We start from the raw sequence: 22,238 nt of genomic DNA on the forward strand, positions 1-22,238 counted from the left end.
TCACAGCCACAAGAAAAGTCCGCCGATGCGATATCGACGGACTTTCGTGTTGGTCGGGTTGACAGGATTTGAACCTGCGACCCCCTCGTCCCGAACGAGGTGCGCTACCAAGCTGCGCTACAACCCGAGGCCTGCCGCGTCGCTTGACAAACCAGAAACAGATAAGTCAAGTTTCGCGCTGAGCAATCGTAGCTAATGCCCTCGGGGTGGCGCCAGCCGGTATCTAGGCGGCCGGGATCAGGGTCAGGACGCTGGCCTCGGGGCGGCACGCGAAGCGCACCGGGGCGTAGGGGCTGGTGCCCAGGCCCGCGGAGACGTGCAGCCAGGACGCGCCGTAGCGGTGCAGGCCCTTGACCATGGTGCGGTCGATGCCGCAGTTGGTGACCAGGGCTCCGTAGCCGGGGACGCACACCTGGCCGCCGTGGGTGTGGCCCGCCAGCAGGACCTCGTAGCCGTCGGAGGCCATCTCGTCCAGCACGCGCGGTTCGGGCGAGTGGGTCAGGCCGATGGACACGTCGACGTCGCTGGGCGCGGGCCCGGCGATCAGGTCGTAGTCGTCGAGGTCGAAGTGGGGGTCGTCGACGCCCGCGATGGCGATCGTCGCGCCGTTGGTGTTGACGCGGGTGGTGGCGTTGTTGAGGTCCAGCCAGCCGCCGCCCGTGAGCACCTTGCGCAGCTCCTCTGTGGGCAGTTCGGCGCCGTACTTGTGCTCGCGGTTGGGGTTGAAGTAGGTGAAGGGGTTCTTCAGCACCGGGGCGTAGTAGTCGTTGGACCCGAAGACGAACACGCCCGGGAAGTCGAACAGCGGCTCCAGCGCCGCCGACACGGTGGACACCGCCTCGGCGTGGGCCAGGTTGTCGCCGGTGAGCACCACCAGGTCGGGGTCGAGGGCGGCCAGCGAGGCGACCCAGTGCACCAGCTTGTCCTGGTGCGGGACCAGGTGGAGGTCGGAGATGTGCAGGATGCGCAGCGGTTCGGCGTCCGGGCGCAGCACGGGAACGTCGAAGCGTCGCAGCGTGAATTGGTTGCGTTCCACCAGCGAGGCGTAGGCGAGGGCGGCGGCGCCCGCGGCGGCCAGCAGCCCGGTGGCGGTGATAAGGCTTCGCTTCTTCATGGGGACAACGGTAGTTTGTTTCGCTATGAGCAGTCTCAAGACCCGCCTGGAACAAGACATGGCATCGGCGTTGAAGGGCCGCGACGAGCTGGTCCTCAACACCTTGCGCATGACCCTGACCGCGATCCGCAACGCCGAGGTGGCCGGCAAGCGGGCCCGCGAGCTCAGCGACGACGAGGTGCTGAAGGTGGTGGCCAAGCAGGCCAAGCAGCGCGCCGAGGCGGCCGAGGCCTTCGAGGGCGGCGGACGCCCGGAGTCGGCGGCCCGGGAGCGGGCCGAGGGCGAGGTGCTGGCGCGTTACCTGCCGAAGCGGCTGGGCGCCGAGGAGCTGACCGCGCTGATCGACGAGGTGTTCGCCGAGGGCGGGTTCACCGAGCCGAGCCAGATGGGGCAGGCGATGAAGGCGGTTCAGGCGAAGGTGGCCGGGCGCGCCGAGGGGCGCACGGTCGCCGAGTTGGTGAAGGCACGACTCGCGCGCTGACAAAAGGGACCTTGTGGACGGATGTCGGGTATCCGACGTCCGTCTACTTTAATGCGCCTATCGTTAATACCACTGGAAAGCGATGGACTAAGCGTTACGTAATCGAAATCCATACGCATGTTCATATATGACAGTATGATCCCACCCTGACCAGCATGGAGAGCAGGAATCACAGCCATGACTCGACTCGCCAAATCCGCGCGCCTGGCCACCGCCGTCCTGATTGGTCTGGCATCCCTGACCACCGCCGGGTGTTCCGACAGTGACAGCCTCAAGGTCTGCACCACTCTGCCCTATCCGCCATTCCAATACGTGGATAAGAAGAACGACGACAAAATCGTCGGCTTCGATGTTGACATGATCAACAAGGTCGCCAAGAAGCTCGGCAAGAAGCAGGAAATCGTCGACACCGGCTTCCAGCCGATCAAGTCCGGCGAGGCCATGGCCAACGGCACCTGCGCCATCGCCGCCGCGGCCATCACGATCACCCCGGAACGCAAGAAGGTCATGGACTTCTCCGATCCGTACTACAACTCCTACCAGTCGCTGGCCGTCGTGCCGAAGTCCAAGATCAAGGACCTGTCCGATCTGAGGGGCAAGACCGTGGGCGCCCAGGGCGACACCACCGGCGAGGAGTACCTGAAGAAGCGCGAGAAGAAGTACGGCTACACCATCAAGTCGTTCAAGGACCTCGGCCAGGAGCGCGAGGCCCTGATCGGCGAGCAGATCGACGCCGCCATCAACGACGTTCCGGTGTGGACCGACCAGCTCGACAAGGACCCCGGCAGCATCGTCATCGCCGCCCGCTACAACACCGGCGAGAAGTACGGCTACGCGGTCGCCAAGGGCGACAAGGAAACCCTGGACGCCATCAACGCGGTCATCAAGGACGTCAAGAGCTCCGGGTACTACCAGAAGCTGTGCAAGAAGTGGATTCACGAGAAGTGCAGGTAAAAGCGGATGACTGACAGCTCCGGGACTCCCGAGGCTCCCAGGCCGCGCAGCCCGCGCGCGCGGCGCCGCCGTTCGCTGCTGATCCAGGGTGTCATCGGCCTGATCGTGATCCTGGTGATCGGCTACCTCGTCGACTGGGGACGGCTCGCCGAGGCCTACCTGAACCTGCCGGTGGCCGCCGACATGTGGCCCGAGGTGCTGCGCGCCCTGGGCAACACGCTGCTGTTCACCTTGGGCGCCTTCGTCTTCGGCATCGTCGGCGGCGTGGTCCTAGCGATGATGCACCTGTCGTCCGTGGCACCGTACCGCTGGATCGCGCGGATCTACGTGGAGATCTTCCGCGGGCTGCCCGCCCTGCTGGTGCTGTTCATCGTGGGCTACGGAATCCCCCGGGCGTTCCCGGGCTTCCGTTTCCCCGGCGACGTCTACGGCCAGGTGACCGCCGGTCTGGGCGTGGTGGCCGCGGCCTACATGGCCGAGACCATTCGCGCCGGCATCCAGGCGGTGCCGCGCGGCCAGCTCGAGGCGGCCCGCTCGCTGGGCATGTCGCACGGCAGGACGATGCGGCGCATCGTTCTGCCCCAGGCGATCCGCATCGTGATCCCCCCGCTGACCAACGAGTTCGTGCTGCTGACCAAGGACAGCGCCCTGGCGTACATCCTGGGCGTCACGGCCATGACCATGGAGATCACCAAGCTGGGCGAGCAGACGATGAACGCCGAGGCCAGCCCGACACCGCTGTTGGTGGCGGGTCTGCTGTACCTGGTCATCACCATCCCGCTGTCGCACCTGGCGCGCCGGCTCGAAGCCCGTCTGTCCCCGACCAAGTGAGGAAGTCATGAGCGACGCCGCCGACGCGCAGCCCGTCGTGGTCATCGACGAGCTGCACAAGTACTTCGGCAAGAACGAGGTGCTCAAGGGCATCAATCTCACCATCAGGCGCGGCGAGGTGGTGTGCGTCATCGGGCCGTCCGGCTCCGGCAAGTCCACCCTGCTGCGCTGCGTGAACCTGCTCGAGGTGCCGACCTCGGGGACCGTCGAGGTGCACGGCGAGAACCTCAACGACCCCGACGCCGACGTCGACCTGGCGCGGCGCCGCATCGGCATGGTGTTCCAGCAGTTCAACCTGTTCAGCCACCTGAACGTGCTCAACAACCTGTGCGTCGCGCAGCAGCAGGTGCTGGGCCGGCCCCGCGCCGCGGCCGAGACCGTGGCGCGCGACAACCTGGCCAAGGTCGGCCTGGGCGACCGCGAGACCGCCCGCCCGGCCCAGCTGTCCGGCGGGCAGCAGCAGCGGGTGGCGATCGCCCGCGCGCTGTCCATGGAGCCGGACCTGATGCTGTTCGACGAGCCCACCTCGGCGCTGGACCCCGAGCTGGTGGGCGACGTGCTGGCGGTGATGCGGTCCCTGGCCGCCGAGGGCATGACCATGATGGTGGTGACCCACGAGATGAGCTTCGCCCGCGACGTGGCCGACCGGGTGGTGTTCATGGACGACGGCGTCATCGTCGAGGACGGCGCGCCCGGCGAGCTGCTGGAACGGCCCCGCACCGAGCGGGCGAAGGAGTTCCTCAAGCGAGTACTCGACCCCACACACGCGGTGGACACCTCGTCCTTATGTGGACGGTGCGTTAATTATGGACTACTCATATATGTCCATGCAGGAAACTTGACGGAGGGGAACCAAAGATCGGCTCGGGTGTGGCACCATAGGCGACGCCTCCCGGCGGCGCCCCCACCCCACCTGCCTCGGGAGGTTGGCTTCTAAAAGGAGAATCCCCTTTGACACGCCTCTCCCTGATGGTCAGGGTGTTGTCCGCAGCCCTGGCGACCGTGGCGATGGCCACGGGCCTGAGCGCATGCGGCGGCCCGAACACCCTCACCGTGTGTACCTCGATCCCCTACGAACCGTTCCAGTACAAGGATTCCTGGAAAGACAACAAGATCGTCGGTTTCGACGTCGACATGATGGATCTGGTCGCCAAGAAGCTCGGTGCCCAGCAGAAGATCGTGGACTCGGGCTTCGACTCCATCGACTCCGGAAGCGTCCTGGAGGACGGTGACTGCGACGTCGCCGCCGCCGCCCTGAGCATCACCCCCGATCGCCAGAAGAAGATGTCCTTCTCGCAGCCCTACTACTACGCCGACCAGGCGCTGGCGGCCAAGAAGGACTCCAAGCTCAAGAACCTGAAGGGCCTGAAGGGCAAGAAGCTCGGCGTCCAGCGCGACACCACCGGCGCCGCCTACGCCGAGGAGAACCAGGACAAGTACGGCTACAAGATCCGGCCCTACAACAACCTCGACCAGTTGCGCGAGGCGCTGATCTACGACGTGGTGGACGCGGCCATCAACGATGTGCCGCTGTGGACGTCCAAGGTGGACAAGGCGCCCGAGCCCCTGAGGATCATCCAGCGATACGACACCGGTGAGAAGTACGGCTACGCCGTCTCCAAGGACAACGCCGACCTGCTCAAGACCATCAACGCGGTGCTCGACGAGGCCAAGAAGGACGGACAGTACGACAAGATCTGCAAGAAGTGGATCGGTGAGAAGTGCGCCAGCGGTAACGATTCCGGCGACGGCGGCTGATCCAGATCGGACAGCCCCTCGGGAAGCTCGGGGAGCCGGTCCTCCAGCCGGGTGATCTTATCGTCCACGATGTCCAATGCCTGGTCGATCTGGTGGCAGAAGTAGACGTACAGCTCCTTATAGGCCAGGCGCTGGCGTTTCAGCATGCTTTCCATGGAGCGCAGGCGTTGCAGGTTGTGCTCGGTAACCGGGACCTCGCCGCGTTCGAACCGCCGGATGTCCGTGGCAAGGCGGTTCGACAACTCGCGCAGGTCCGCGTGTTTGTTCATCGCGTAAGCCTAACTCGCCGGGGTGGCGTCGCCGCCGGTTCGGCGATGGGGGCCGCCCACGATGGATGGTGGGCGGCCCGGGGAGTGTTTCGGATGAAGTCTCAGCCCGCCCTCTCGGCGTCCTTCTGACACGCCTCGCGGGCGGCCACGGCCGCGTCCGGGAAGTCGCTGAACAACCCGTCCAGGCCGGTGGCGAAGAAGCGACGGTACTCCTCCTGATAGTTGCCCCAGTCGGCCGGGTAGTCGCCGTTGCGCAGATCCGTTGGCAGGAACGTGTTCTCGTTGCGGAACGTCCAGGCGTGCACCTTGAGGCCCGCGGCGTGGGCATCGCGCACCACGCTGGACGGCTTGCCTAGCGAGCCGTCCGATTCGCGCGGGATGATGAGGTTCTTCTCGTAGCTGACGGCGTAAGCCCAGCCCGCGATCGACCTCAGCTGCGCCTTGGTGGGGGCGGTGTCCTGGATCAGGTAGACCAACTTGTTGTCGACCATGCCGTCGATCTTTCGCAGCGAGTCGGGATCGAAGGACTGGACGAGTACCGGGTCGTTGGCGTCGGCGAGGCTGTGGCGCTTCAGCGTGTCGGCGATCAGCTTCTCCACGTTGATGCCGATGGAGTTGAAGTAGGCCGGGTGCTTGATCTCGGGGTAGATGCCGATGGTGCGGCCCGTGTCGTGGCTGAGGTCCTCGCGCGCCTTGATGACCTCCTCGAACGTCGGAATGGTGAACTTGCCGTCGTACTGGGTGTTGTACGGACGCAGCTCCGGCAGCCTTTCCTTGGCGCGCAGGGTCTTCAGCTCCTTGAGCGTGAAGTCCTCGGTGAACCATCCCGTGATGGACTTCCCCTCGATCACCTTGGTCGTCTTGCGATCGGCGAACTCCGGGTGGTCGGCGACGTTGGTGGTCTGCGAGATGTCGTTCTCGTGCCGAGCCACCAGCTGACCGTCCTTGGTGGGCACCAGGTCGGGCTCGATGTAGTCGGCGCCCAGGTCGGCGCCGACCGTGTACGACTCGATGGTGTGCTCCGGGCGGTAGCCGGCGGCTCCTCTGTGCCCGGTGATCAGGACGTCGCAATGTGGGCGGTGCGCCTGATGGTCGGCGGCCTGCGCCGTCGGCGACATCAACAGGGCGCCGGCGAAGATACCGACGGCGCCAGCGCTTGCGAGAAGGGTTCGATTCATGGGCAGGGCTCCTTATCCTCGGTCATGATGATCCGACAGGAGCCGTCTGTCCGTCAATGGTTGCCGAAAGTTAAGTCCACATGAACATGAAAAGGCCGTCGGACTCCATCCGCCCATGATGGAGTCCGACGGCATTGGTCCGAACGACGCGCGAGCGCTTCCCCAGCACAGGAAGCCGTCACGGTTGTGTGGAGTTCGGACCTCAGCGTGGTACTTGGCTGGGGTTGCCGGTGACGCGGCGCGCGAGGCGCCGTGTCACCGGCAGGCGTTCTCCTCACATAGAAAGACGCCTCGGGGGCCGGAAACGGTTGTCCCCCGTCGAGGTTTTTTATCAGTACGCCGAAACGGTGGCGCCGCGGAAGATCGGTCCGTACAACATGGATATGAGCCCGCCGTTGACCTCGTCGAGGTTGCGGCCCGTCGAGGCGGCCACCAACGGCGCGAACGCCTTCTGCTCGGTCTTGGTGCCCGCGTAGCCCATGTCGGGGTCGAAGGGCAGGTCCACGCCGGTGTCGGAGCCGTCGGAGCCACTGCCGGAGCCCGTGGCGTCGGAGTCGTCCTCGGTGGACGACGTGGCGTCGGTGAGACCGGGGATCTCGATGGGCAGGTTCACCCGGGAGCCGTCGTAGTCGTAACCGTTGTCGTAGTGGCGTTCGGGGGCGTGCGAGCCCGGGTTGGGAAGGTTACGGCAGGACGGGCCCAGGTCGGCGGCCCAGTCGGGTTCGTCGCGGCCGGACTCGTACTTGCCGTTGTTGCGCACGATCTCCAGGGTGATGTGCAGCCGCCCGTTGGAGAACGCGTCCTCGATGTTGGGCTGGAGCTTTTGCAGGCCCTCGAACAGGCACGGGTACTCCGGCGCGTACTCCGCCAGCACCCGCAGCACCGGCTCGGAGACCTGTCCGAACTGGACCAGGCGCCCCTCGTAGCGGTCCAGGAAGGTGCGGGTCTCGTCGCTGAAGTCCTGCGTGGACGTCCACAGCGACTGCAGCTGGTCGGACTGGTCGGCGATCGTCCTGTTGGTGACGGTCAGGTTGCGCAGCACCTTCACCAGGTCCGGCAGGGCGCCGCGGTAGTTGTCCAGGACGTCGGCGAGCGCGTTGATGTCCTTCTTGATGGTGGGCATCTCCTTGTTCAGGGTGCGCACCACGTCGCCGAGCTTCACGATCGTCTCGCCCAGCTTGTCGCCGCGGCCGTCCAGGGCGTCGGCGATCGAGGTCAGGGTGACCGACAGCTTCTCCGGCGGCACCGCGCGCAGCAGCGGCAGCGCGCCGTCCAGCACGTCGTCCAGCTCGACGGCGGTGGCGGAGCGGTCGGACTTGATCACCGAGCCGGCGGTGATGGTGCCGCCGCTGGGGTGCTTGGGCACCTCCAGGTCCACGTACTTCTCGCCGAAGAGGGTCTTGGGCAGCAGCCGGGCGGTGACGTCGGAGGGGACCTTGTCCACGCTGACCGGGTCCAGGGAGATCGACAGCCGGGCGCCCTTGCCCTTGGACTCCACGTCGCGGACCTCGCCGACCAGGACGCCGTGCAGCTTGACGTCGGCACCGATCGACATCTGCATGCCCGCCGACGGGGCCTCCACGACGGCGTCGACGCCGGGGGTGAAGACCTTCATGTAGGACGCCACGCACACGCCCAGCAGCGCCGCCATGACGAGCAGGAAGCCGATACCGGCGAGTCGTTCTTTCATCCCACAATCCTTACGGTCGTGGTGGCTCCCCACACGGCGAGGGAAACGAAGAAATCGATGAGGTTCACCGCGACGATAGCCGTTCGCACGGCGCGTCCCACGGCGACACCGACGCCGGCCGGGCCCCCGGAGGCGTGGTAGCCGTAGTAGCAGTGCACGCCGATGACCACGATGGAGAAGACCACCACCTTGCCGAACGACCACATCACGTCGCCGGGAACCAGGAACTGCGCGAAGTAGTGGTCATACGTTCCCGAGGACTGCCCGAAGTAGAGGATGGCGACGCCGCGGGTCGCCACGTAGCTGGACAACAGCGCCAGCACGTACAGCGGGACGCACGCGGCCAGCCCGGAGATCATCCGGGTGGTCACCAGGTAGGGCATGGACCGCACGCCCATCACCTCGAGCGCGTCCACCTCCTCGTTGACCCGCATGGCGCCCAGCTGCGCGGTGAACCCGGCGCCCACCGTGGCCGACAGGGCGATGCCCGCCACCAGCGGCGCGATCTCGCGGGTGTTGAAGTACGCGGAGATGAAGCCGGTGAAGGCGCTGGTGCCGACCTGGTTGAGGGCCTGGTAGCCCTGGAGGCCGACCTCGGTGCCGGTGAAGAAGGTCAGGAACACCACGACGCCGACGGTGCCGCCGACCACGGTGAGGCCGCCGGCGCCGAAGCTCACCTCGCCGAGCAGGCGGGCGATCTCCTTGCGGTAGCGCACCATGGTCTTGGGCATCCACACGATGGCGCGGATGTAGAACAGCAGCTGGGTCCCCAAGGTCGTCAACATGTCACGAACCCTTCTGCGGGATGATCTGGAAGTAGATCGCGACCATCACGAAGTTCAGCGCGAACAGCACCATGAAGTTGACCACGACCGAGGTGTTGACGGCCTGGCCCACGCCCTTCGGCCCGCCCTTGGCGTTCATGCCGAGATAGCAGGCGATCAGCGCGGCGATGAACCCGAAGATGAGGGCGCGCAACTGGCCCGAGACGATGTCGGGAACCTGGCCCAGCGCGGAGAAGGACGCCAGATAGGCGCCCGGGCTGCCGTGCTGCATGAAGACGTTGAAGAAGTAGCCGCCGGCGATGCCCACCGCCGACACCACGCCGTTGAGCAGGAAGCCCACCACGGCCCCGGCCATCATGCGCGGGACGACCAGGCGCTGGATCGGGTCCACGCCAAGGGTTTCCATGGCGTCGAGTTCCTCGCGGATCTTGCGGGCGCCCAGGTCGGCGCACATCGCCGAGCCGCCGGCGCCGGAGATCAGCAGCGCGGTGACGATCGGGCCGGCCTCGCGGACCACGGCCAGGACGCTGGCGGCGCCGGAGAACGACTCGGCGCCGATCTGACGCGACAGCGAACCCAGCTGCAGCGCGATGACCGCGCCGAAGGGGATGGCCACCAGCGCGGTCGGCAGGATCGACACGCTGGCGATGAACCACGCCTGCTTGACGAACTCCGACCACTGGAACGGTCGGCGCGGCAGGGACCGGATGCTGTCGGCGCAGAACCCGGTGAACTTGCCGACCTCGGCGAACACGCTCACTGGGCGGCCCCGAACTCGTGCGGTATCGGGTCGACGGCGTCGCGTTCCTCGGACATGCCGATCGGTCCGTCCAGGGCGGCGTTGAGGAACTGTTTGACCACGGGTTCCTCCGACGCCAGGATGTCGTCGCGGCTCCCGAAGGCGATCAGTTCGCGCAGGTAGAGCATGCCGATGTGGTCGGGCAGGGTGCGGGCCGTGTTGATGTCGTGGGTGACGATGAGGAAGGTGGCGCCGGTTTCGGCGTTGAGCTCGGCGATCAGCTTGCTGAGGTGGGCGGTGCGCACCGGGTCCAGACCGGAGTCGGGCTCGTCGCACAGGATCAGCTCGGGGTTCATCACCAGCGCGCGGGCCAGTCCGGCGCGCTTGCGCATGCCGCCGGAGATCTCGGCGGGCAGCTTGTCGTCGTCACCGCTCAGCCCCACCAGGTCCATGAGTTCCATGACGATGCGGCGGATCTCCCGCTCGGGCTTGCGGGTGTGTTCGCGCAGCGGGAACGCGATGTTGTCGTACAGGTTCATGGACCCGAACAGCGCGCCGTCCTGGAACAGCACGCCGCAGCGCTGGCGCATCGCGTACAGATCGCGGTCGCCCATCGAGGTGATGTCCTGGTTGTCGATGTAGACCTTGCCCGTGTCGGGCCGCAGCAGCCCGATGAGCGTCTTGAGAAACACCGACTTGCCGGTACCGGAAGGTCCCAGGAGCACGGTGATGTCGCCGGCCGGAATCGTGAACGTCACGTCCGACCACACCGGTCGGCCGCCGTTGAACGACTTTGTCAGGCCGACGACCTCGGCACCCACGCCCATGTGTGTGACCTTCCCGCCGGGCGCCATGTAGGGGGACGGGGCATGTGATGGGCGTCCGACTGATCAGGGCAGCTTAGCGAATTGTGGCCAGCGCGGGGAATGCCCGCGCTGGTTACAGCTTTGTAACGGTGGCTTCGGCGTGTCGTCAGGCGACGGCGGCGCGCTGCTTGTTGCGGCGGTGGACCGCCCACAGCACCGGGCCGCTCACCAGGTAGACGCTGACCAGCGCCAGGAAAGTGGCCTCCGGATACAGCACCACGCCGATGGCCGGCAGCGGCCACAGCCAGGCCGGGACCCGGCGCAGCTGGGCGAGCTTGGCGTACGGGAAGCCCGACACCATCATCAGCGCCAGCACCGCGATGCCCGCGGCGACCTCGAAGTGCGGGTTTTCCACCAGCAGGGTGGCCAGGGCCAGCACGGTGGCGGCCAGCGTGGTGGGTACGCCGGAGAAGTAGCGTCCGTCCTTCGGCGAGACGTTGAACCGGGCCAGGCGGATCGCCGCGCACACGGCCACCAGGCCGCAGGCGCCGCCGATCAGCCACACCGGCAGGTCGCCGCGCAGCCACTGGAACACCACGACGGGCGCGGCGATGCCGAAGGAGCACATGTCGGCCAGCGAGTCCATTTGGGCGCCGAAGGGACTGGCCACGCCGAACTTGCGGGCCAGCGGGCCGTCCAGCGCGTCGGCGACGATGCAGCCCAGCAGCAGGCCGGCGGCGACGTCGACGTGTCCGCCGATGGCCAGCATGATCGCCGACATGCCCAGCAGGATGCTGGTGACGGTGCAGGCGTTGGCCAGCGCGAAGAAGAAGCGGCGGCGCGGCGTCGCCACGCCCGGCAACAGGGCGATGGGAGACGGGGGCGCGTCAGGGTCGTCGGCGAGCTCGGGCGACGGGGCGGCGCCGATGGGGGCCGGGCTGACCGGAGCCATCGACAGGTCCACGGCCTCCAGCACGCTGGTGCCGGATCGCCGCTGCCTGAGCGTGCGGATCGGGTGGATGGGTCGGATGGCGACGAGCCGTCGGGCCAGCGAACCGCTGCGCCGGAATCGGCTGAGCCCGCGTCCGGCGGGACGCGGGGTGTCGCTTATGCGTCGACGCCTCCAAGGGGTCGTGCGCACTTCTCCTCCTCATGCGGCGGCTGGTGTCGCGGGGCTGTCGCCCCGGCGTGGCCGTGCCTGCGCGCACGGACTCGCCGCTGTCTGTAGCCCTTGGCGCGCCTGGAATGTCGTCCCGACACGCCAAAGTTCATTAAGCCGAAGTACACCATGGCACATCCGTGCCGCTTCGCGCTACTCCCGGCGGCCGTTGGTTTACGACATCATGCCGAATAAGCCCATAATCCGGACAAAACAGCCGGACGAAACCTTAACGCCCCCGACACTCACCGTTCACTCGGGTGGGCGTCCAGATCGCCGGCGATCCGCAGGGCATCCCCCAGCGCCGCGGAGACCTTCAGGCCCGCCACCTCCTCGCGGGGCCACCAGCGGGATTCCGAGGTCGAGCCCCCCGCGGTCTCCACCACCCGGGCCGGGCTGGGTTCGGGGACGTGGGCGCGGTAGATCGCGCGCACCCCGTGCCAGTCCAGCGGGTAGCCCTCGGGTCCGATCGCCCGGCGATGCCGGAACGATGTGACATCCATCAATTCCTGAATTTCCGCGCTCTGTCCCGTCTCCTCGGCGATCTCGCGCAGCAGCGCGTCGCGCGGTTGTTCCCCGAAGTCGACGCCGCCGCCGGGCAGATGCCAGCAGCCCGCGCCCGGGTAACCGTCCGAGATGCGGGCCAACAGCACCCGCCCCCGGTCGTCGGTGGTGAGGCCGTAGGCGCCGAAGCGCTGGCCGCGGCGCTTGCGGCCCCGCTTGGCGCGGCGCGGCGGGGTGGGCCGCGGCTGCTCGGCGTGCTTGTCGCCGACCTGGGAGCGGGGCTCCTCCCAGCCCAGCACCCACGACACGTAGGGCGTGCGCGGGTCGTCGCGGATGTCCTCCGGGCGTACCCACGCGGCGTACTCGGTGGTGCCGTCGACCTCCGGGCGCAGCTCGCCCCCGGTGACCTTGACATCGAAGATCACGCCGTTGTTGTGCACGTTCTTGGAGCTGACGGCCGACAGGACGTCGCGGACCCGGTCCACCGCGATGGACAGCCCGGTCTCCTCGGCGAACTCCCGCACCACCGTGTCCCGTGGATTCTCCCCGTGCTCGACGCCACCGCCGGGCAGGAACCACCAGCCCGGATCGTGAGCCTTCTTCGACGACCGTGCCAGAAGAATTCGTCCCCTGTCGTCCCACACCACTCCGTATGCCGCGATACGGAATTTTGACTGCATTGTCCAAGGGTACGCCCGAAAGCGATCAACAAATGACCGTGCGATGAGGGTCATTCCCACTCGATGGTGCCCGGGGGTTTGGAGGTGATGTCGACGGTGACGCGGTTGACCTCGGCGACCTCGTTGGTGATGCGGGTGGAGATCCGCGCCAGCAGCTCGTTGGGCAGCCGCGACCAGTCGGCGGTCATGGCGTCCTCACTGGACACCGGGCGCAGCACGACGGGATGACCGTAGGTGCGCCCGTCCCCCGCCACGCCAACGGATCGCACGTCGGCCAGCAGCACGACCGGGAACTGCCACACCGAGCGGTCCAGGCCCGAGGCGGTGAGCTCGGCGCGGGCGATGGCGTCGGCGGCCCGCAGCGTCTCCAGCCGGGGGCGGGTCACCTCGCCGATGATCCGGATCGCCAGGCCCGGGCCCGGGAACGGGTGGCGCCACACCATGGCGTCGGGCAGGCCGAGCTCGGTGCCGATCTGGCGCACCTCGTCCTTGAAGAGGCTGCGCAGCGGCTCGACGAGGGTGAACTTCAGGTCCTCGGGCAGGCCGCCGACGTTGTGGTGCGACTTGATGTTGGCCGCGCCGGTGCCGCCGCCCGACTCCACCACGTCGGGATACAGGGTGCCCTGGACGAGGAACTCCACGTGTCCGTCGGCGTCGACGGCGCGGGCCGCGTCCTCGAAGCTGCGGATGAACTCGCGGCCGATGATCTTGCGTTTGGTCTCGGGGTCGGTGACGCCCTGAAGCTCCTTGAGGAAGGTGTCGGCGGCGTCGACCACCTTGAGGTTGATGCCCGTGGCGGCCGCGTAGTCCTTCTCGACCTGCTCGGCCTCGCCGGCGCGCAGCAGCCCGTGGTCGACGAAGACGCAGGTCAGCTGGTCGCCGATGGCGCGGTGGACCAGCGCCGCGGCCACCGCGGAGTCCACGCCGCCCGACAATCCACACAGGACGCGCTTGTCGCCGACCTTGTCGCGAACGGACGCCACCTGCTCGTCGATGACGCTGGTCATCGTCCAGTCCGGCTGGCAACCGGCGATGTCGTACAGGAAGTGGCGCAGCACCGCCTGGCCGTGCGGGGTGTGGGCCACCTCGGGATGGAACTGCACCCCGGCGATGCGGCGATCCACGTCCTCGAAGGCCGCCACCGGGGCGCCCGAGGTGCGGGCCGTCACCGAGAAGCCTTGGGGCGCTTCGGTCACGGCGTCGGTGTGGCTCATCCACACCGACTGGTTGTCGGGCAGGCCCGCGAACAGGGCGCCCGAGGCGGACACCGACAGCGCGGTGCCCCCGAACTCGCGGGTCCCCGTCGCCGCCACCGTGCCGCCCAGCGCCTGGGCCATCACCTGGAAGCCGTAACAGATGCCCAGCACCGGAACCCCCGCGGCGAACAGGGCCGCGTCCACGCCCGGCGCCCCCTCGGCGTACACACTGGAGGGTCCGCCGGACAGGATGATCGCGGCGGGGTCGGCGGCGAGCATCTCCCCCACCGGCATCGTGGACGGCACGATCTCGGAGTAGACGTGCGCCTCGCGCACCCGCCGCGCGATCAGCTGGGCGTACTGGGCTCCGTAATCAACCACCAGAACTGGGCGCTGTGACATGCGCTCACCTTAAGTGCCGGGCCACAAGCGGGCCATAACGGGCTCGCCGATGGTGCCTTACCTAATAGGGTTCTGTCCCATGGCGATCGTGCAGCCCGCCAAGAAGGTGGGCAGCTCCCTCATGGCGTGGAATCCGAACGCCTCCACGCCGGGCATCGCCGTGCGTACCGGCATCGGCGTGGCGTTCGCGCTGGGGCTCGGCGCCGCGCTGGGGGAGCCGCCGTGGGCGCCCGCGCTGGTGATGGGCACCTGGTCGTCGGGGATACCGCTGGTGGCCGCGGGCGTGCGCACCCGTCCCTGGCTGCCGCTGGTCACCGGGGTGGCACTGGGGGCCTCGCTGGCCCTGGGCGGCCTGACGTACGGGCACCCGATCGCCATGGTCGTGGTGACGGCGATCTGGGCGTTTCTCATGGCGCTGCTGGGTTCCCTGGGGCCCGCCGCGGCGGTGGTCAGCACCAACTGCGGCGTGATGATGGTGCTGGGGCCGCACTTCACCGGCGGCGCCAACATCCTGGTGGCGGCGGGGGTCGCGGCGCTGGGCGGCGTGATTCAGGCCGTCACCGCCGCGATGCCGCCCCGGCAACGGTTCCGGGACGAACGCCAGACCCTGGCGGCGGCGTACCGCGCGCTGGCCGACGACGCCGGCGCCCTCGCCGACGCCATGAACACGCCACTGTCGACGGACGCGCTGCTGCGGGCCCGCGACGAGCTGAACGGCAATCGCCGGCTGCCCGAGGCGATGCGGGATTCCGTTGGGGCGCTTTACGAGCTGCGGGCCTCGATCGTGGCGGTGGCCGCGGCGCGGGCCCGGCTGCTGGACTCCGATCCCGCCGCGGCTCGCCACACCGCGTCCGTGCTGCGCAACACCGCCGCGACGCTGGAGGTCCTCGCCGAGGCCGTCGACAGGCTGCGCCCGCTGCGCGAGCACTGGGAGGATCGGCTGGCCGCCGCCGTGGAGGCCGCCCCCGTCGACGACACCCTGCACGGCACCGCCCGCCACTCGGCGGCCGGGCGCGAGTCCCGCCGCCTCTACCGCGCCATGCACCAGATCGGCCGCCTCACCGAGCGCGTCGTCGAGGAGGAGCCGCCCACCACGGTGGTGTCGCGGCGGGTGCGGATGCGCGGCCGGCTCGCCGAGGACTGGCAGACCCTGCGCGCCAGCCTCACCCTGCGCTCCCCCGCGATGCGCCACGCCATCCGCTCCTGCGTCGTCATCGCGGTCGCCACGGTGGTGTCGGCGTACTGGCCCGGCCAGCACGGCTACTGGCTGGCGCTGACGGCGTGGATCGTGCTGAAGGCCGACTTCGCCACCACGGTGGGCCGCGGGCTGGCCCGGATGCTGGGCACGGGCGTCGGCGTCGTTTTGGCCTCGCTGTTGTCCCTCGTGGTCTTCGGCGAGTCCTGGTGGACGGTGCTGTTGGTGGTCGCCTTCGCGTTCGCGGGCTACTTCGCCATGCCCGTGTCCTATGTGATCTTCAGCGCCGCGGTGGCGGGATTCTCGGTGTTCCAGATCGACCTGGCGGGCCAGTCGGCCCTCACCGCGGCCGCCGAGCGCGGCGTCGCCACGGTGGTGGGCGGCGTCCTGGCCCTGACCCTGTACACCCTGTGGCCCACCTGGCAGACCCGCCGCCTGCCCGACCTGCTGGCCGACCTGGTGGAGAGCTACCGCGACTACGCCGACCTGGTGCTGGACATGCAAGCCCGCCCGGCCGAGCGCGACATGCGCAGGGTCCGCGACACCGTCGACGAGATCCGCCTGCGCCGCGCCCAGCTCAACGCCGCCGCCGAGGCCGCGGCCGCCGAACCCGTGGGCGGGCCCCGCCCCTACAGCTCCGACGCCCTGGACGTCGAGGCCGCCCTGTCGCGGGCGGCCCGCGCCCTCATCGTCCTGGAGGGTTCGGTGCGCCGCGGCGACGCCGCCCAACTGTACGGAGTGGACGAATTCCGCGAGGAGGTGCACCGCGCGTACTCCGCCCTGGCCGATCGTGTCCGGGGCCACCAGCCCCGCCCCGTGGATCTTCGCGTCGCCCTGGACGACCTGGACGGCGCCCTCGAAAGCGGCACGGTGGCCACGGTGCAGCGCCGCCGCCTGCTGGACTGGGAGTCCGACATCCTGGTGGAGGCGCTGTCCGACGCGGACCTGATCGTCAGGGAGTGGGCGCGGGACGCCTAGCGCTTGTACGCCACGGTGAGGCCGTCGCCGATCGGCATCAGCACCGCGTCGACCCGCTCGTCGCCCTCGACGAGGTCGTTGAAGGCGCGGATCGCCTCGGTGCGTCCGTCCTTCGCGGAGGGGTCGGCGACGCGCCCGCCCGACAGGGTGTTGTCCACCGTGAGCACGCCGCCCTGGCGCATGCGGGGAACCAGTTCCTCCCAATAGGCCGGGTACGCCTCCTTGTCGGCGTCGATGAACACCATGTCCAGGTGGGGCTCGGACGGGAGTTCCCTGAGCGCCTTTCGCGCGTCCCCGATCCGCAGCTCGACGCGGTCGGCGACGCCCGCGCGTTCCCAGTAGCGCCGGGCGACCGCGGTGTACTCCTCGGACACGTCGAAGCAGATCAGCTTGCCGTCGGGCCGCATCCCGCGCGCCACCGCCAGCGAGGACATTCCGGTGAAGGTGCCGACCTCGACGGCGTTGCTCACGCCGATGATCCTGGTCAGCAGCGTCATGAACGCGCTCTGCTCGGTGCCGATCTGCATGCCCGAGGCGTCGGGCAGCGACCGGCGGGTCTCGGCGATCAGGTCGCGCATGATGACGTCGGGCGCGGATCCGTGCGCGGCCAGGTAGCCGGAGATCTCGTCGGATATCGGGATGACGTTGCGGCCCATGGACTCACCTCGTTGTGTAGGTCGACACTGACGAGGTTCAGCCTAGCTACGACACGAGCAGCTCGACCTTCTGAAACTCCTTGACGTTGGAATAGCCGCACTTGGCCATGGAGCGCCGCAGGCCCCCGAAGAGGTTTTGCGCGCCATAAGGCTCCGAGGCGGGGCCGTGCAGGAGCTGCTCCATGGGGACGGGGGTGAAGCCCTCCTCCGCGGCGCGATACATGCCGCGCGGCAGCTTCGGGTGGCTGGCCGCGGAGTGCCACCAGGCTCCCGAGGCGGGTGCCTCGACGCAGGCGGCCAGGGCGCTGCCCAGCATGACGGAGTCGGCGCCGCAGGCGATGGCCTTGGCGATGTCGCCGCTGGATTCGATCTCGCCGTCGGCGATCAGGTGGACGTAGCGCCCGCCCGTCTCGTCGAGGTAGTCGCGGCGGGCGGCGGCGGCGTCGGCGATGGCCGAGGCCATCGGCACCGCGATGCCCAGCACGTCGTCGGTGGTGGACCACAGGTCGGCGCCCACGCCGACGATGACGCCCGCGGCGCCGGTGCGCATCAGGTGCAGGGCGGTGGTGTAGTTGGTGCAGCCGCCCACCACCACGGGCAGGTCGAGGTCGGCGATGAACTCCTTGAGATTCAGGGGTTCGTCCTGTGTGGAGACGTGCTCGGCGGAGACGATGGTTCCCTGGATCACCAGCATGTCCACGCCCGCGTCCAGGATCACCGGCGACAGCGCGATGGTGTGCTGCGGCGAGACCCGCAGCGCCACCGTGGCGCCGCCCGCGCGCATCTCCTTGACGCGCTCGGCGATCAGCTCGGGCTTGATCGGCTCGGTGTAGATGGCCTGGAGGCGCGCCGAGGCGGTGTCGGCGTCCAGCTCCGACAGCTCGTCCAGCAGCGAGCGGGGGTCCGCGTAGCGGCACCACAGGCCCTCGGCGTTCAGCACGCCGAGGCCGCCGCGGTCGCCCAGGGCGATGGCGCTGTCGGGGCTCATCACCGCGTCGGACGGGTGCGCCATGCACGGGATGTCGAAACGGTAGGCGTCCAGCTGCCAGGCGGTGGAGACGTCGTCGACGTCTCGGGTGCGCCGCGAGGGCACCAACGACACATCGGACAGATCGAAACCGCGCCTGGCGGTCTTGCCGCCGCCTATCTCGATTGAACTAATTTCCTCCACCGCCTCTGTGCGACTCCACGGGCCGGGCTCGGCCTACCTGGAGTGGTAATTGGGTGCCTCGACGGTCATCTGGATGTCGTGCGGATGGCTTTCCTTCAGCCCCGCAGCGGTGATCCTCACCAGACGGCCGCGTTCGTGCAGCGCGTCGATGGTACCCGCGCCGCAGTATCCCATGGCCGAGCGCAGCCCACCCACGAGTTGATAAACCACTTGGGACAGCGTGCCGCGGTAGGGAACCTGGCCCTCGACGCCCTCGGGCACCAGCTTGTCGTCGGCGGACACCCCCTCCTGGAAGTAGCGGTCCTTCGAGAAGGAGCGCGCCTCGCCGCGGGTCTGCATGGCGCCCAGCGATCCCATGCCGCGGTACGCCTTGTACTGCTTGCCGTTCAGGAACACCAGCTCGCCGGGGCTCTCGTCGCAGCCGGCCAGGAGCTGACCCATCATGACGGTGTCGGCGCCCGAGGCGATGGCCTTGCCGATGTCGCCGGAGTACTGGATGCCGCCGTCGCCGATCACGGGGACGCCGTGCGGTCGGGCCGCGCGGGTGGCGTCCATGATGGCGCTGATCTGGGGCGCCCCCACCCCGGACACGACGCGGGTGGTGCAGATGGCGCCGGGGCCGATGCCCACCTTGACGCCGTCGGCCCCCGCCTCGATCATGGCGTTGGCGCCCTCGTAGGTGGCGATGTTGCCGCCCATCACGTCGGCGCGGTCGCCGAAGTCCTTCTTGATGCGGGCCACCATCTCCAGGACGTTGCGGGAGTGGCCGTGGGAGGAGTCCACCACGAGCACGTCCACCCCGGCGTCCACAAGGGTCCCGGCGCGGGAGTACTGGTCCTCGCCCACCCCGATGGCGGCGGCGGCCCGCAGCCGACCCTGGTCGTCCTTTGTGGCGTTGGGGTACTGCTCGCGCTTGGTGAAGTCCTTCACCGTGATCAGGCCGCGCAGCTTGCGGTCGGCGTCCACGATCGGGAGCTTCTCGATCTTGTTGCGGCGCAACAGATCCAGCGCCTCTTCCGTGGAGACGCCGACCACCGCGGTCACCAGCGAGCCGGTGGTCATCACGTCGCGCACCCTGATGTTCATGTCGGACTCGAAGCGCATGTCGCGGTTGGTGACGATGCCCACCAGCGTCCCGGCCTCGTCGACCACGGGAACCCCGGAGATCCGGTAGCGGGCGCACAGGGCGTCCACCTCGGCCAGCGTGTTGTCCGGCGAGCACGTCACCGGGTCGGCCACCATGCCCGACTCCGAGCGCTTCACCAGGTCGACCTGCTGCGCCTGCTCCTCGGCGCTGATGTTGCGGTGGATGACGCCGATGCCGCCGATGCGGGCCATGGCGATGGCCATGCGCGCCTCGGTGACGGTGTCCATGCCCGCCGACACCAGCGGGGTGCGCAGCACCACGTTGCGGGTCAGCTTGGCGGACGTATCCACTTGGGACGGTACGACGTCGGACTCCCCGGGCAGCAGGAGTACGTCGTCGAAGGTGAGCCCCAGTGGTATGCCGGCCTGCGCACCCAAGGGGTGCGTGGCACCGGCCGAAGTAGTGTCAAAATCCCCTGTAAACGCCATCTTGAGATCATAGTGTCGTGATGGTTCGCACTCCGCTTACGGCCCTGCGCGCTGTTGCGGTAAACGATAGGCTGGCCGAGTGGAGACCAACGAGGTGGTGACGGAATGAACAACGAAGGACCACCCGACCCGTTCCCCCACGACCCCGAGGACCACTGGCCGGGGGTGGATCCGCAGCAGCCGCTGTCGGAGACCGAACGCGCCGAGTTGATGGACGACCTGGAGGATCTGGCGACCTTCCAGAAGCTGTTGGAGCCCGCCGGAATCCGCGGGCTGGTCGTGGAGTGCCCCGACTGCCGGGAGCCGCACTACTTCGACTGGGGACTGCTGAAGAACAACCTGACCCACGTGCTGGGCGACAACTCCCCGCGGGTGCACGAGCCCGCCTACGACCCGACGCCCGAGGACTACGTGACCTGGGACTACGCCCGGGGGTACACCGACTGCTGGCAGGACATCTACGGCGAGGAGGACTCCGGCGAGGAGCTCGGCGAGCCGGAGGATCCCGACGGCGCGGACGGGTCGGACGGGCCGCAGACCCCGGACGGCTTAGTCGCGCAGCAGCGCCACGAAGTGGCGGAACAGGGCGGGCATGTCGACCTCCCCATCGGACAGTAGCCACTGAAGCTGGAGTCCGTCCATGACGGCGATGATCAGGGTCGCCGCCTGCTCGGGGTCCATTCCGGACGGCAGCTGGTCGCCGCACTCGGCGGCCACGACGGCGGCGAACTTGCGGCGTACCCGGCGATATCTGTCCACAAAGTAGTCTCGGGCCGGGTGGTCGTCGGTGACGCTGTCGGCCGACAGCACCGTGAAGGACTGCACGATCCCGCGCCGCCCGGCGTTCACCTCCACCAGGGTGGACAGGGCGTTGAGCGACATGGTGCTGCCGTCGGCGTTGTCCCCCAGGGCATCGGTGTCGCGCTCGTCGCGCAGCTTCAGCACCTCGACCAGCAGCTCCTCCTTGCTGGGGAAGTAATGCAGCAGGCCCTGCTGGGTGAGGCCGACCCGTTCGGCGATCGCGGCCAGGCTCGCGCCCCGGAACCCCTTCTCGGCGAAGGTTTCCAGCGCCGCGTCCAGGATCTCGGCGCGACGTTCGTCGCCGCGCGATCGCCGCCTGTCCACCATGACTCCTTCGGGTGATCCGCCTCGGTGCGTGCCCAATGTTTCACAGCTAAAATAACAAATCGATAACATCCCCTACCGACCGCTCGGTAAGTGGTGGCAGACTGGGCCGTATCCGAAGCAGTCGGCACAAAGGAGTGCGCTCATGCCATCCCCACAGGAGATCCGCGCGGCCCAGGACACCGCCGTCGCCGCCGCACTGGACAAACTGGACCTGGACGCCAAGGCCGCCCTTGTGGCCGGCCAGGACACGTGGTCGCTGCCCGCCATCGACCACATCGGACTGGCGTCGGTGCTGATGTCGGACGGCCCGATCGGCGTGCGGGGCCGGGTGTGGAGCGGCGACGTGGCCATCGCGCTGCCCAGTCCCACCGCGCAGGCCGCCAGCTGGGACCCGGCGCTGGCGCGGCGCAGCGGCCGGCTGCTGGCCCAGGAGGCCCGCCGCAAGGGCGTCCACGTGCTGCTGGCGCCCACCATCAACCTGCACCGCTCCCCCTTGGGCGGCAGGCACTTCGAGGCGCACTCGGAGGACCCGCTGCTCACCGGCGAGATGGCGGCGTCCTTCGTGCGCGGCGTGCAGGACGGCGGCGTGGCCACCACCGCCAAGCACTTCGTGGCCAACGACGCCGAGACCGAACGCATGACGGTCAACAATGTCATCGACGAGCGCACGCTTCGCGAGCTCTACCTCGCTCCCTTTGAGACGGTGGTGCGCGCGGGCGCCTGGGGTCTGATGTCGGCCTACAACGGCGTCAACGGCGCCACCATGACCGAGAACTCCGACCTGCAGAACGACCTGCTGCGGGGCGAGTGGGGCTTCGACGGCTTCGTGGTCTCCGACTGGACGGCCGCCCGCGACACGGTGCGCGCGGCGCTCGGCGGCACCGACTCGGCGATGCCGGGGCCGCGGACCGTCTACGGCGAGCACCTGGCCGCCGCGGTGCGCGACGGCCGCATCGACGCGTCCGTGGTGGACGGCCTGGCGCGGCGGG

The 22,238-nt window shown here is 68.5% G+C and carries 21 protein-coding genes and 1 tRNA gene; 8 read left to right on the plus strand and 14 right to left on the minus strand.

Annotated elements, in window-relative coordinates; translation table 11 throughout:
- Positions 1-50: 50 nt before the first annotated feature.
- Positions 51-127: transfer RNA gene (locus VE172_RS07140), tRNA-Pro, on the minus strand.
- Positions 128-223: 96 nt separating this feature from the next.
- Positions 224-1,114, minus strand: a complete 891-nt coding sequence (locus tag VE172_RS07145; protein WP_324799163.1) for a metallophosphoesterase — start codon at positions 1,112-1,114, stop codon at positions 224-226.
- Between the two features lie 25 nt (positions 1,115-1,139).
- Here VE172_RS07145 and VE172_RS07150 point away from each other — a divergent pair, with 25 nt between their 5' ends.
- The 5 genes from VE172_RS07150 (at position 1,140) to VE172_RS07170 (ending at position 5,138) form a co-directional block, all read left to right on the plus strand.
- Positions 1,140-1,595 carry a GatB/YqeY domain-containing protein gene (locus tag VE172_RS07150; RefSeq protein WP_324799166.1) on the plus strand — a complete coding sequence of 152 codons (456 nt, stop codon included), beginning with the start codon at positions 1,140-1,142 and terminating at the stop codon, positions 1,593-1,595.
- Positions 1,596-1,772: 177 nt separating this feature from the next.
- The gene (locus VE172_RS07155) at positions 1,773-2,549 is read left to right on the plus strand and encodes an ABC transporter substrate-binding protein (protein ID WP_324799169.1); all 777 of its coding nucleotides are present in this window, start codon (positions 1,773-1,775) and stop codon (positions 2,547-2,549) included.
- Positions 2,550-2,555: 6 nt separating this feature from the next.
- Positions 2,556-3,380 carry an amino acid ABC transporter permease gene (locus VE172_RS07160; RefSeq protein ID WP_324799172.1) on the plus strand — a complete coding sequence of 275 codons (825 nt, stop codon included), beginning with the start codon at positions 2,556-2,558 and terminating at the stop codon, positions 3,378-3,380.
- A gap of 7 nt (positions 3,381-3,387) precedes the next feature.
- Positions 3,388-4,317 (plus strand): amino acid ABC transporter ATP-binding protein, encoded by a 930-nt coding sequence (locus VE172_RS07165; RefSeq protein WP_349258286.1) that lies wholly within the window; start codon positions 3,388-3,390, stop codon positions 4,315-4,317.
- Positions 4,318-4,331: 14 nt separating this feature from the next.
- On the plus strand, positions 4,332-5,138 hold the full coding sequence (locus VE172_RS07170; RefSeq protein WP_324799175.1) for an ABC transporter substrate-binding protein: 807 nt from the start codon (positions 4,332-4,334) through the stop codon (positions 5,136-5,138).
- 370 nt (positions 5,139-5,508) lie between these two features.
- On the opposite strand, the gene VE172_RS07175 is transcribed toward VE172_RS07170, so the two are convergent.
- The 8 genes from VE172_RS07175 to guaA all read right to left on the minus strand — a co-directional run bounded on the left by VE172_RS07175 (position 5,509) and on the right by guaA (position 14,546).
- Entirely contained in the window at positions 5,509-6,585 is a 1,077-nt protein-coding gene (locus VE172_RS07175; RefSeq protein WP_324799177.1) for a glycerophosphodiester phosphodiesterase, read from the minus strand.
- Between the two features lie 331 nt (positions 6,586-6,916).
- A complete protein-coding gene (locus VE172_RS07180; RefSeq protein WP_324799180.1) occupies positions 6,917-8,275 on the minus strand; it encodes an MCE family protein in 1,359 nt (452 codons plus the stop codon).
- Positions 8,272-9,060, minus strand: coding sequence for an MlaE family ABC transporter permease (locus VE172_RS07185; RefSeq protein ID WP_324799183.1), 789 nt, complete (start codon positions 9,058-9,060; stop codon positions 8,272-8,274). The genes VE172_RS07180 and VE172_RS07185 overlap by 4 nt, the downstream gene beginning before the upstream one ends.
- Position 9,061: 1 nt before the next feature.
- Positions 9,062-9,820, minus strand: a complete 759-nt coding sequence (locus VE172_RS07190; RefSeq protein WP_414715069.1) for an MlaE family ABC transporter permease — start codon at positions 9,818-9,820, stop codon at positions 9,062-9,064.
- Positions 9,817-10,626, minus strand: coding sequence for an ABC transporter ATP-binding protein (locus tag VE172_RS07195; protein WP_324799186.1), 810 nt, complete (start codon positions 10,624-10,626; stop codon positions 9,817-9,819). Before VE172_RS07195 ends, VE172_RS07190 begins: the two co-directional genes overlap by 4 nt.
- A 145-nt stretch (positions 10,627-10,771) precedes the next feature.
- A complete protein-coding gene (locus tag VE172_RS07200) occupies positions 10,772-11,716 on the minus strand; it encodes a CDP-alcohol phosphatidyltransferase family protein (protein WP_414715071.1) in 945 nt (314 codons plus the stop codon).
- Between the two features lie 293 nt (positions 11,717-12,009).
- Positions 12,010-12,948 carry an NUDIX hydrolase gene (locus VE172_RS07205; RefSeq protein WP_324799191.1) on the minus strand — a complete coding sequence of 313 codons (939 nt, stop codon included), beginning with the start codon at positions 12,946-12,948 and terminating at the stop codon, positions 12,010-12,012.
- 50 nt (positions 12,949-12,998) lie between these two features.
- The gene (gene guaA / locus VE172_RS07210; RefSeq protein ID WP_324799194.1) at positions 12,999-14,546 is read right to left on the minus strand and encodes a glutamine-hydrolyzing GMP synthase; all 1,548 of its coding nucleotides are present in this window, start codon (positions 14,544-14,546) and stop codon (positions 12,999-13,001) included.
- A gap of 79 nt (positions 14,547-14,625) precedes the next feature.
- On the opposite strand from guaA, the gene VE172_RS07215 reads away from it, so the two are divergent.
- Positions 14,626-16,719, plus strand: a complete 2,094-nt coding sequence (locus VE172_RS07215; protein WP_324799196.1) for an FUSC family protein — start codon at positions 14,626-14,628, stop codon at positions 16,717-16,719.
- Here the strand turns inward: VE172_RS07215 and VE172_RS07220 are convergent.
- From VE172_RS07220 to guaB, 3 genes are read right to left on the minus strand one after another with little or no spacing between them, the layout of a single operon-like run.
- Entirely contained in the window at positions 16,716-17,375 is a 660-nt protein-coding gene (locus VE172_RS07220) for an O-methyltransferase (RefSeq protein ID WP_324799198.1), read from the minus strand. The two genes, VE172_RS07215 and VE172_RS07220, sit on opposite strands and share 4 nt — an antisense overlap.
- 46 nt (positions 17,376-17,421) lie before the next feature.
- Positions 17,422-18,537 (minus strand): GuaB3 family IMP dehydrogenase-related protein, encoded by a 1,116-nt coding sequence (locus tag VE172_RS07225; RefSeq protein WP_414715072.1) that lies wholly within the window; start codon positions 18,535-18,537, stop codon positions 17,422-17,424.
- A 42-nt stretch (positions 18,538-18,579) separates the two neighbouring features.
- The gene (gene guaB, locus VE172_RS07230) at positions 18,580-20,121 is read right to left on the minus strand and encodes an IMP dehydrogenase (protein ID WP_324799203.1); all 1,542 of its coding nucleotides are present in this window, start codon (positions 20,119-20,121) and stop codon (positions 18,580-18,582) included.
- 105 nt (positions 20,122-20,226) lie between these two features.
- Between guaB and VE172_RS07235 the strand changes: the two genes are divergently transcribed.
- Entirely contained in the window at positions 20,227-20,739 is a 513-nt protein-coding gene (locus tag VE172_RS07235) for a DUF5319 family protein (protein ID WP_324799205.1), read from the plus strand.
- On the opposite strand, the gene VE172_RS07240 is transcribed toward VE172_RS07235, so the two are convergent.
- On the minus strand, positions 20,671-21,249 hold the full coding sequence (locus VE172_RS07240) for a TetR/AcrR family transcriptional regulator (RefSeq protein ID WP_414715070.1): 579 nt from the start codon (positions 21,247-21,249) through the stop codon (positions 20,671-20,673). The genes VE172_RS07235 and VE172_RS07240 overlap by 69 nt on opposite strands.
- Before the next feature lie 142 nt (positions 21,250-21,391).
- On the opposite strand from VE172_RS07240, the gene VE172_RS07245 reads away from it, so the two are divergent.
- The coding region (locus tag VE172_RS07245) for a glycoside hydrolase family 3 protein (protein WP_324799210.1) at positions 21,392-22,238 on the plus strand (847 nt) is incomplete at its 3' end.

Origin of the sequence: Stackebrandtia sp., assembly GCF_035643755.1 — a bacterium.
GTDB lineage: Bacteria > Actinomycetota > Actinomycetes > Mycobacteriales > Micromonosporaceae > Stackebrandtia.

What these genes read in the sequence shown, in the direction of transcription:
- VE172_RS07145 (WP_324799163.1), bottom strand. Translation starts at nt 1,114, where the DNA reads ATGAAGAAGCGAAGCCTTATCACCGCCACCGGGCTGCTGGCCGCCGCG.
- VE172_RS07150 (WP_324799166.1), top strand. Translation starts at nt 1,140, where the DNA reads ATGAGCAGTCTCAAGACCCGCCTGGAACAAGACATGGCATCGGCGTTG.
- VE172_RS07155 (WP_324799169.1), top strand. Translation starts at nt 1,773, where the DNA reads ATGACTCGACTCGCCAAATCCGCGCGCCTGGCCACCGCCGTCCTGATT.
- VE172_RS07160 (WP_324799172.1), top strand. Translation starts at nt 2,556, where the DNA reads ATGACTGACAGCTCCGGGACTCCCGAGGCTCCCAGGCCGCGCAGCCCG.
- VE172_RS07165 (WP_349258286.1), top strand. Translation starts at nt 3,388, where the DNA reads ATGAGCGACGCCGCCGACGCGCAGCCCGTCGTGGTCATCGACGAGCTG.
- VE172_RS07175 (WP_324799177.1), bottom strand. Translation starts at nt 6,585, where the DNA reads ATGAATCGAACCCTTCTCGCAAGCGCTGGCGCCGTCGGTATCTTCGCC.
- VE172_RS07180 (WP_324799180.1), bottom strand. Translation starts at nt 8,275, where the DNA reads ATGAAAGAACGACTCGCCGGTATCGGCTTCCTGCTCGTCATGGCGGCG.
- VE172_RS07185 (WP_324799183.1), bottom strand. Translation starts at nt 9,060, where the DNA reads ATGTTGACGACCTTGGGGACCCAGCTGCTGTTCTACATCCGCGCCATC.
- VE172_RS07195 (WP_324799186.1), bottom strand. Translation starts at nt 10,626, where the DNA reads ATGGGCGTGGGTGCCGAGGTCGTCGGCCTGACAAAGTCGTTCAACGGC.
- VE172_RS07205 (WP_324799191.1), bottom strand. Translation starts at nt 12,948, where the DNA reads ATGCAGTCAAAATTCCGTATCGCGGCATACGGAGTGGTGTGGGACGAC.
- guaA (WP_324799194.1), bottom strand. Translation starts at nt 14,546, where the DNA reads ATGTCACAGCGCCCAGTTCTGGTGGTTGATTACGGAGCCCAGTACGCC.
- VE172_RS07215 (WP_324799196.1), top strand. Translation starts at nt 14,626, where the DNA reads ATGGCGATCGTGCAGCCCGCCAAGAAGGTGGGCAGCTCCCTCATGGCG.
- VE172_RS07220 (WP_324799198.1), bottom strand. Translation starts at nt 17,375, where the DNA reads ATGGGCCGCAACGTCATCCCGATATCCGACGAGATCTCCGGCTACCTG.
- guaB (WP_324799203.1), bottom strand. Translation starts at nt 20,121, where the DNA reads ATGGCGTTTACAGGGGATTTTGACACTACTTCGGCCGGTGCCACGCAC.
- VE172_RS07235 (WP_324799205.1), top strand. Translation starts at nt 20,227, where the DNA reads ATGAACAACGAAGGACCACCCGACCCGTTCCCCCACGACCCCGAGGAC.
- VE172_RS07240 (WP_414715070.1), bottom strand. Translation starts at nt 21,249, where the DNA reads ATGGTGGACAGGCGGCGATCGCGCGGCGACGAACGTCGCGCCGAGATC.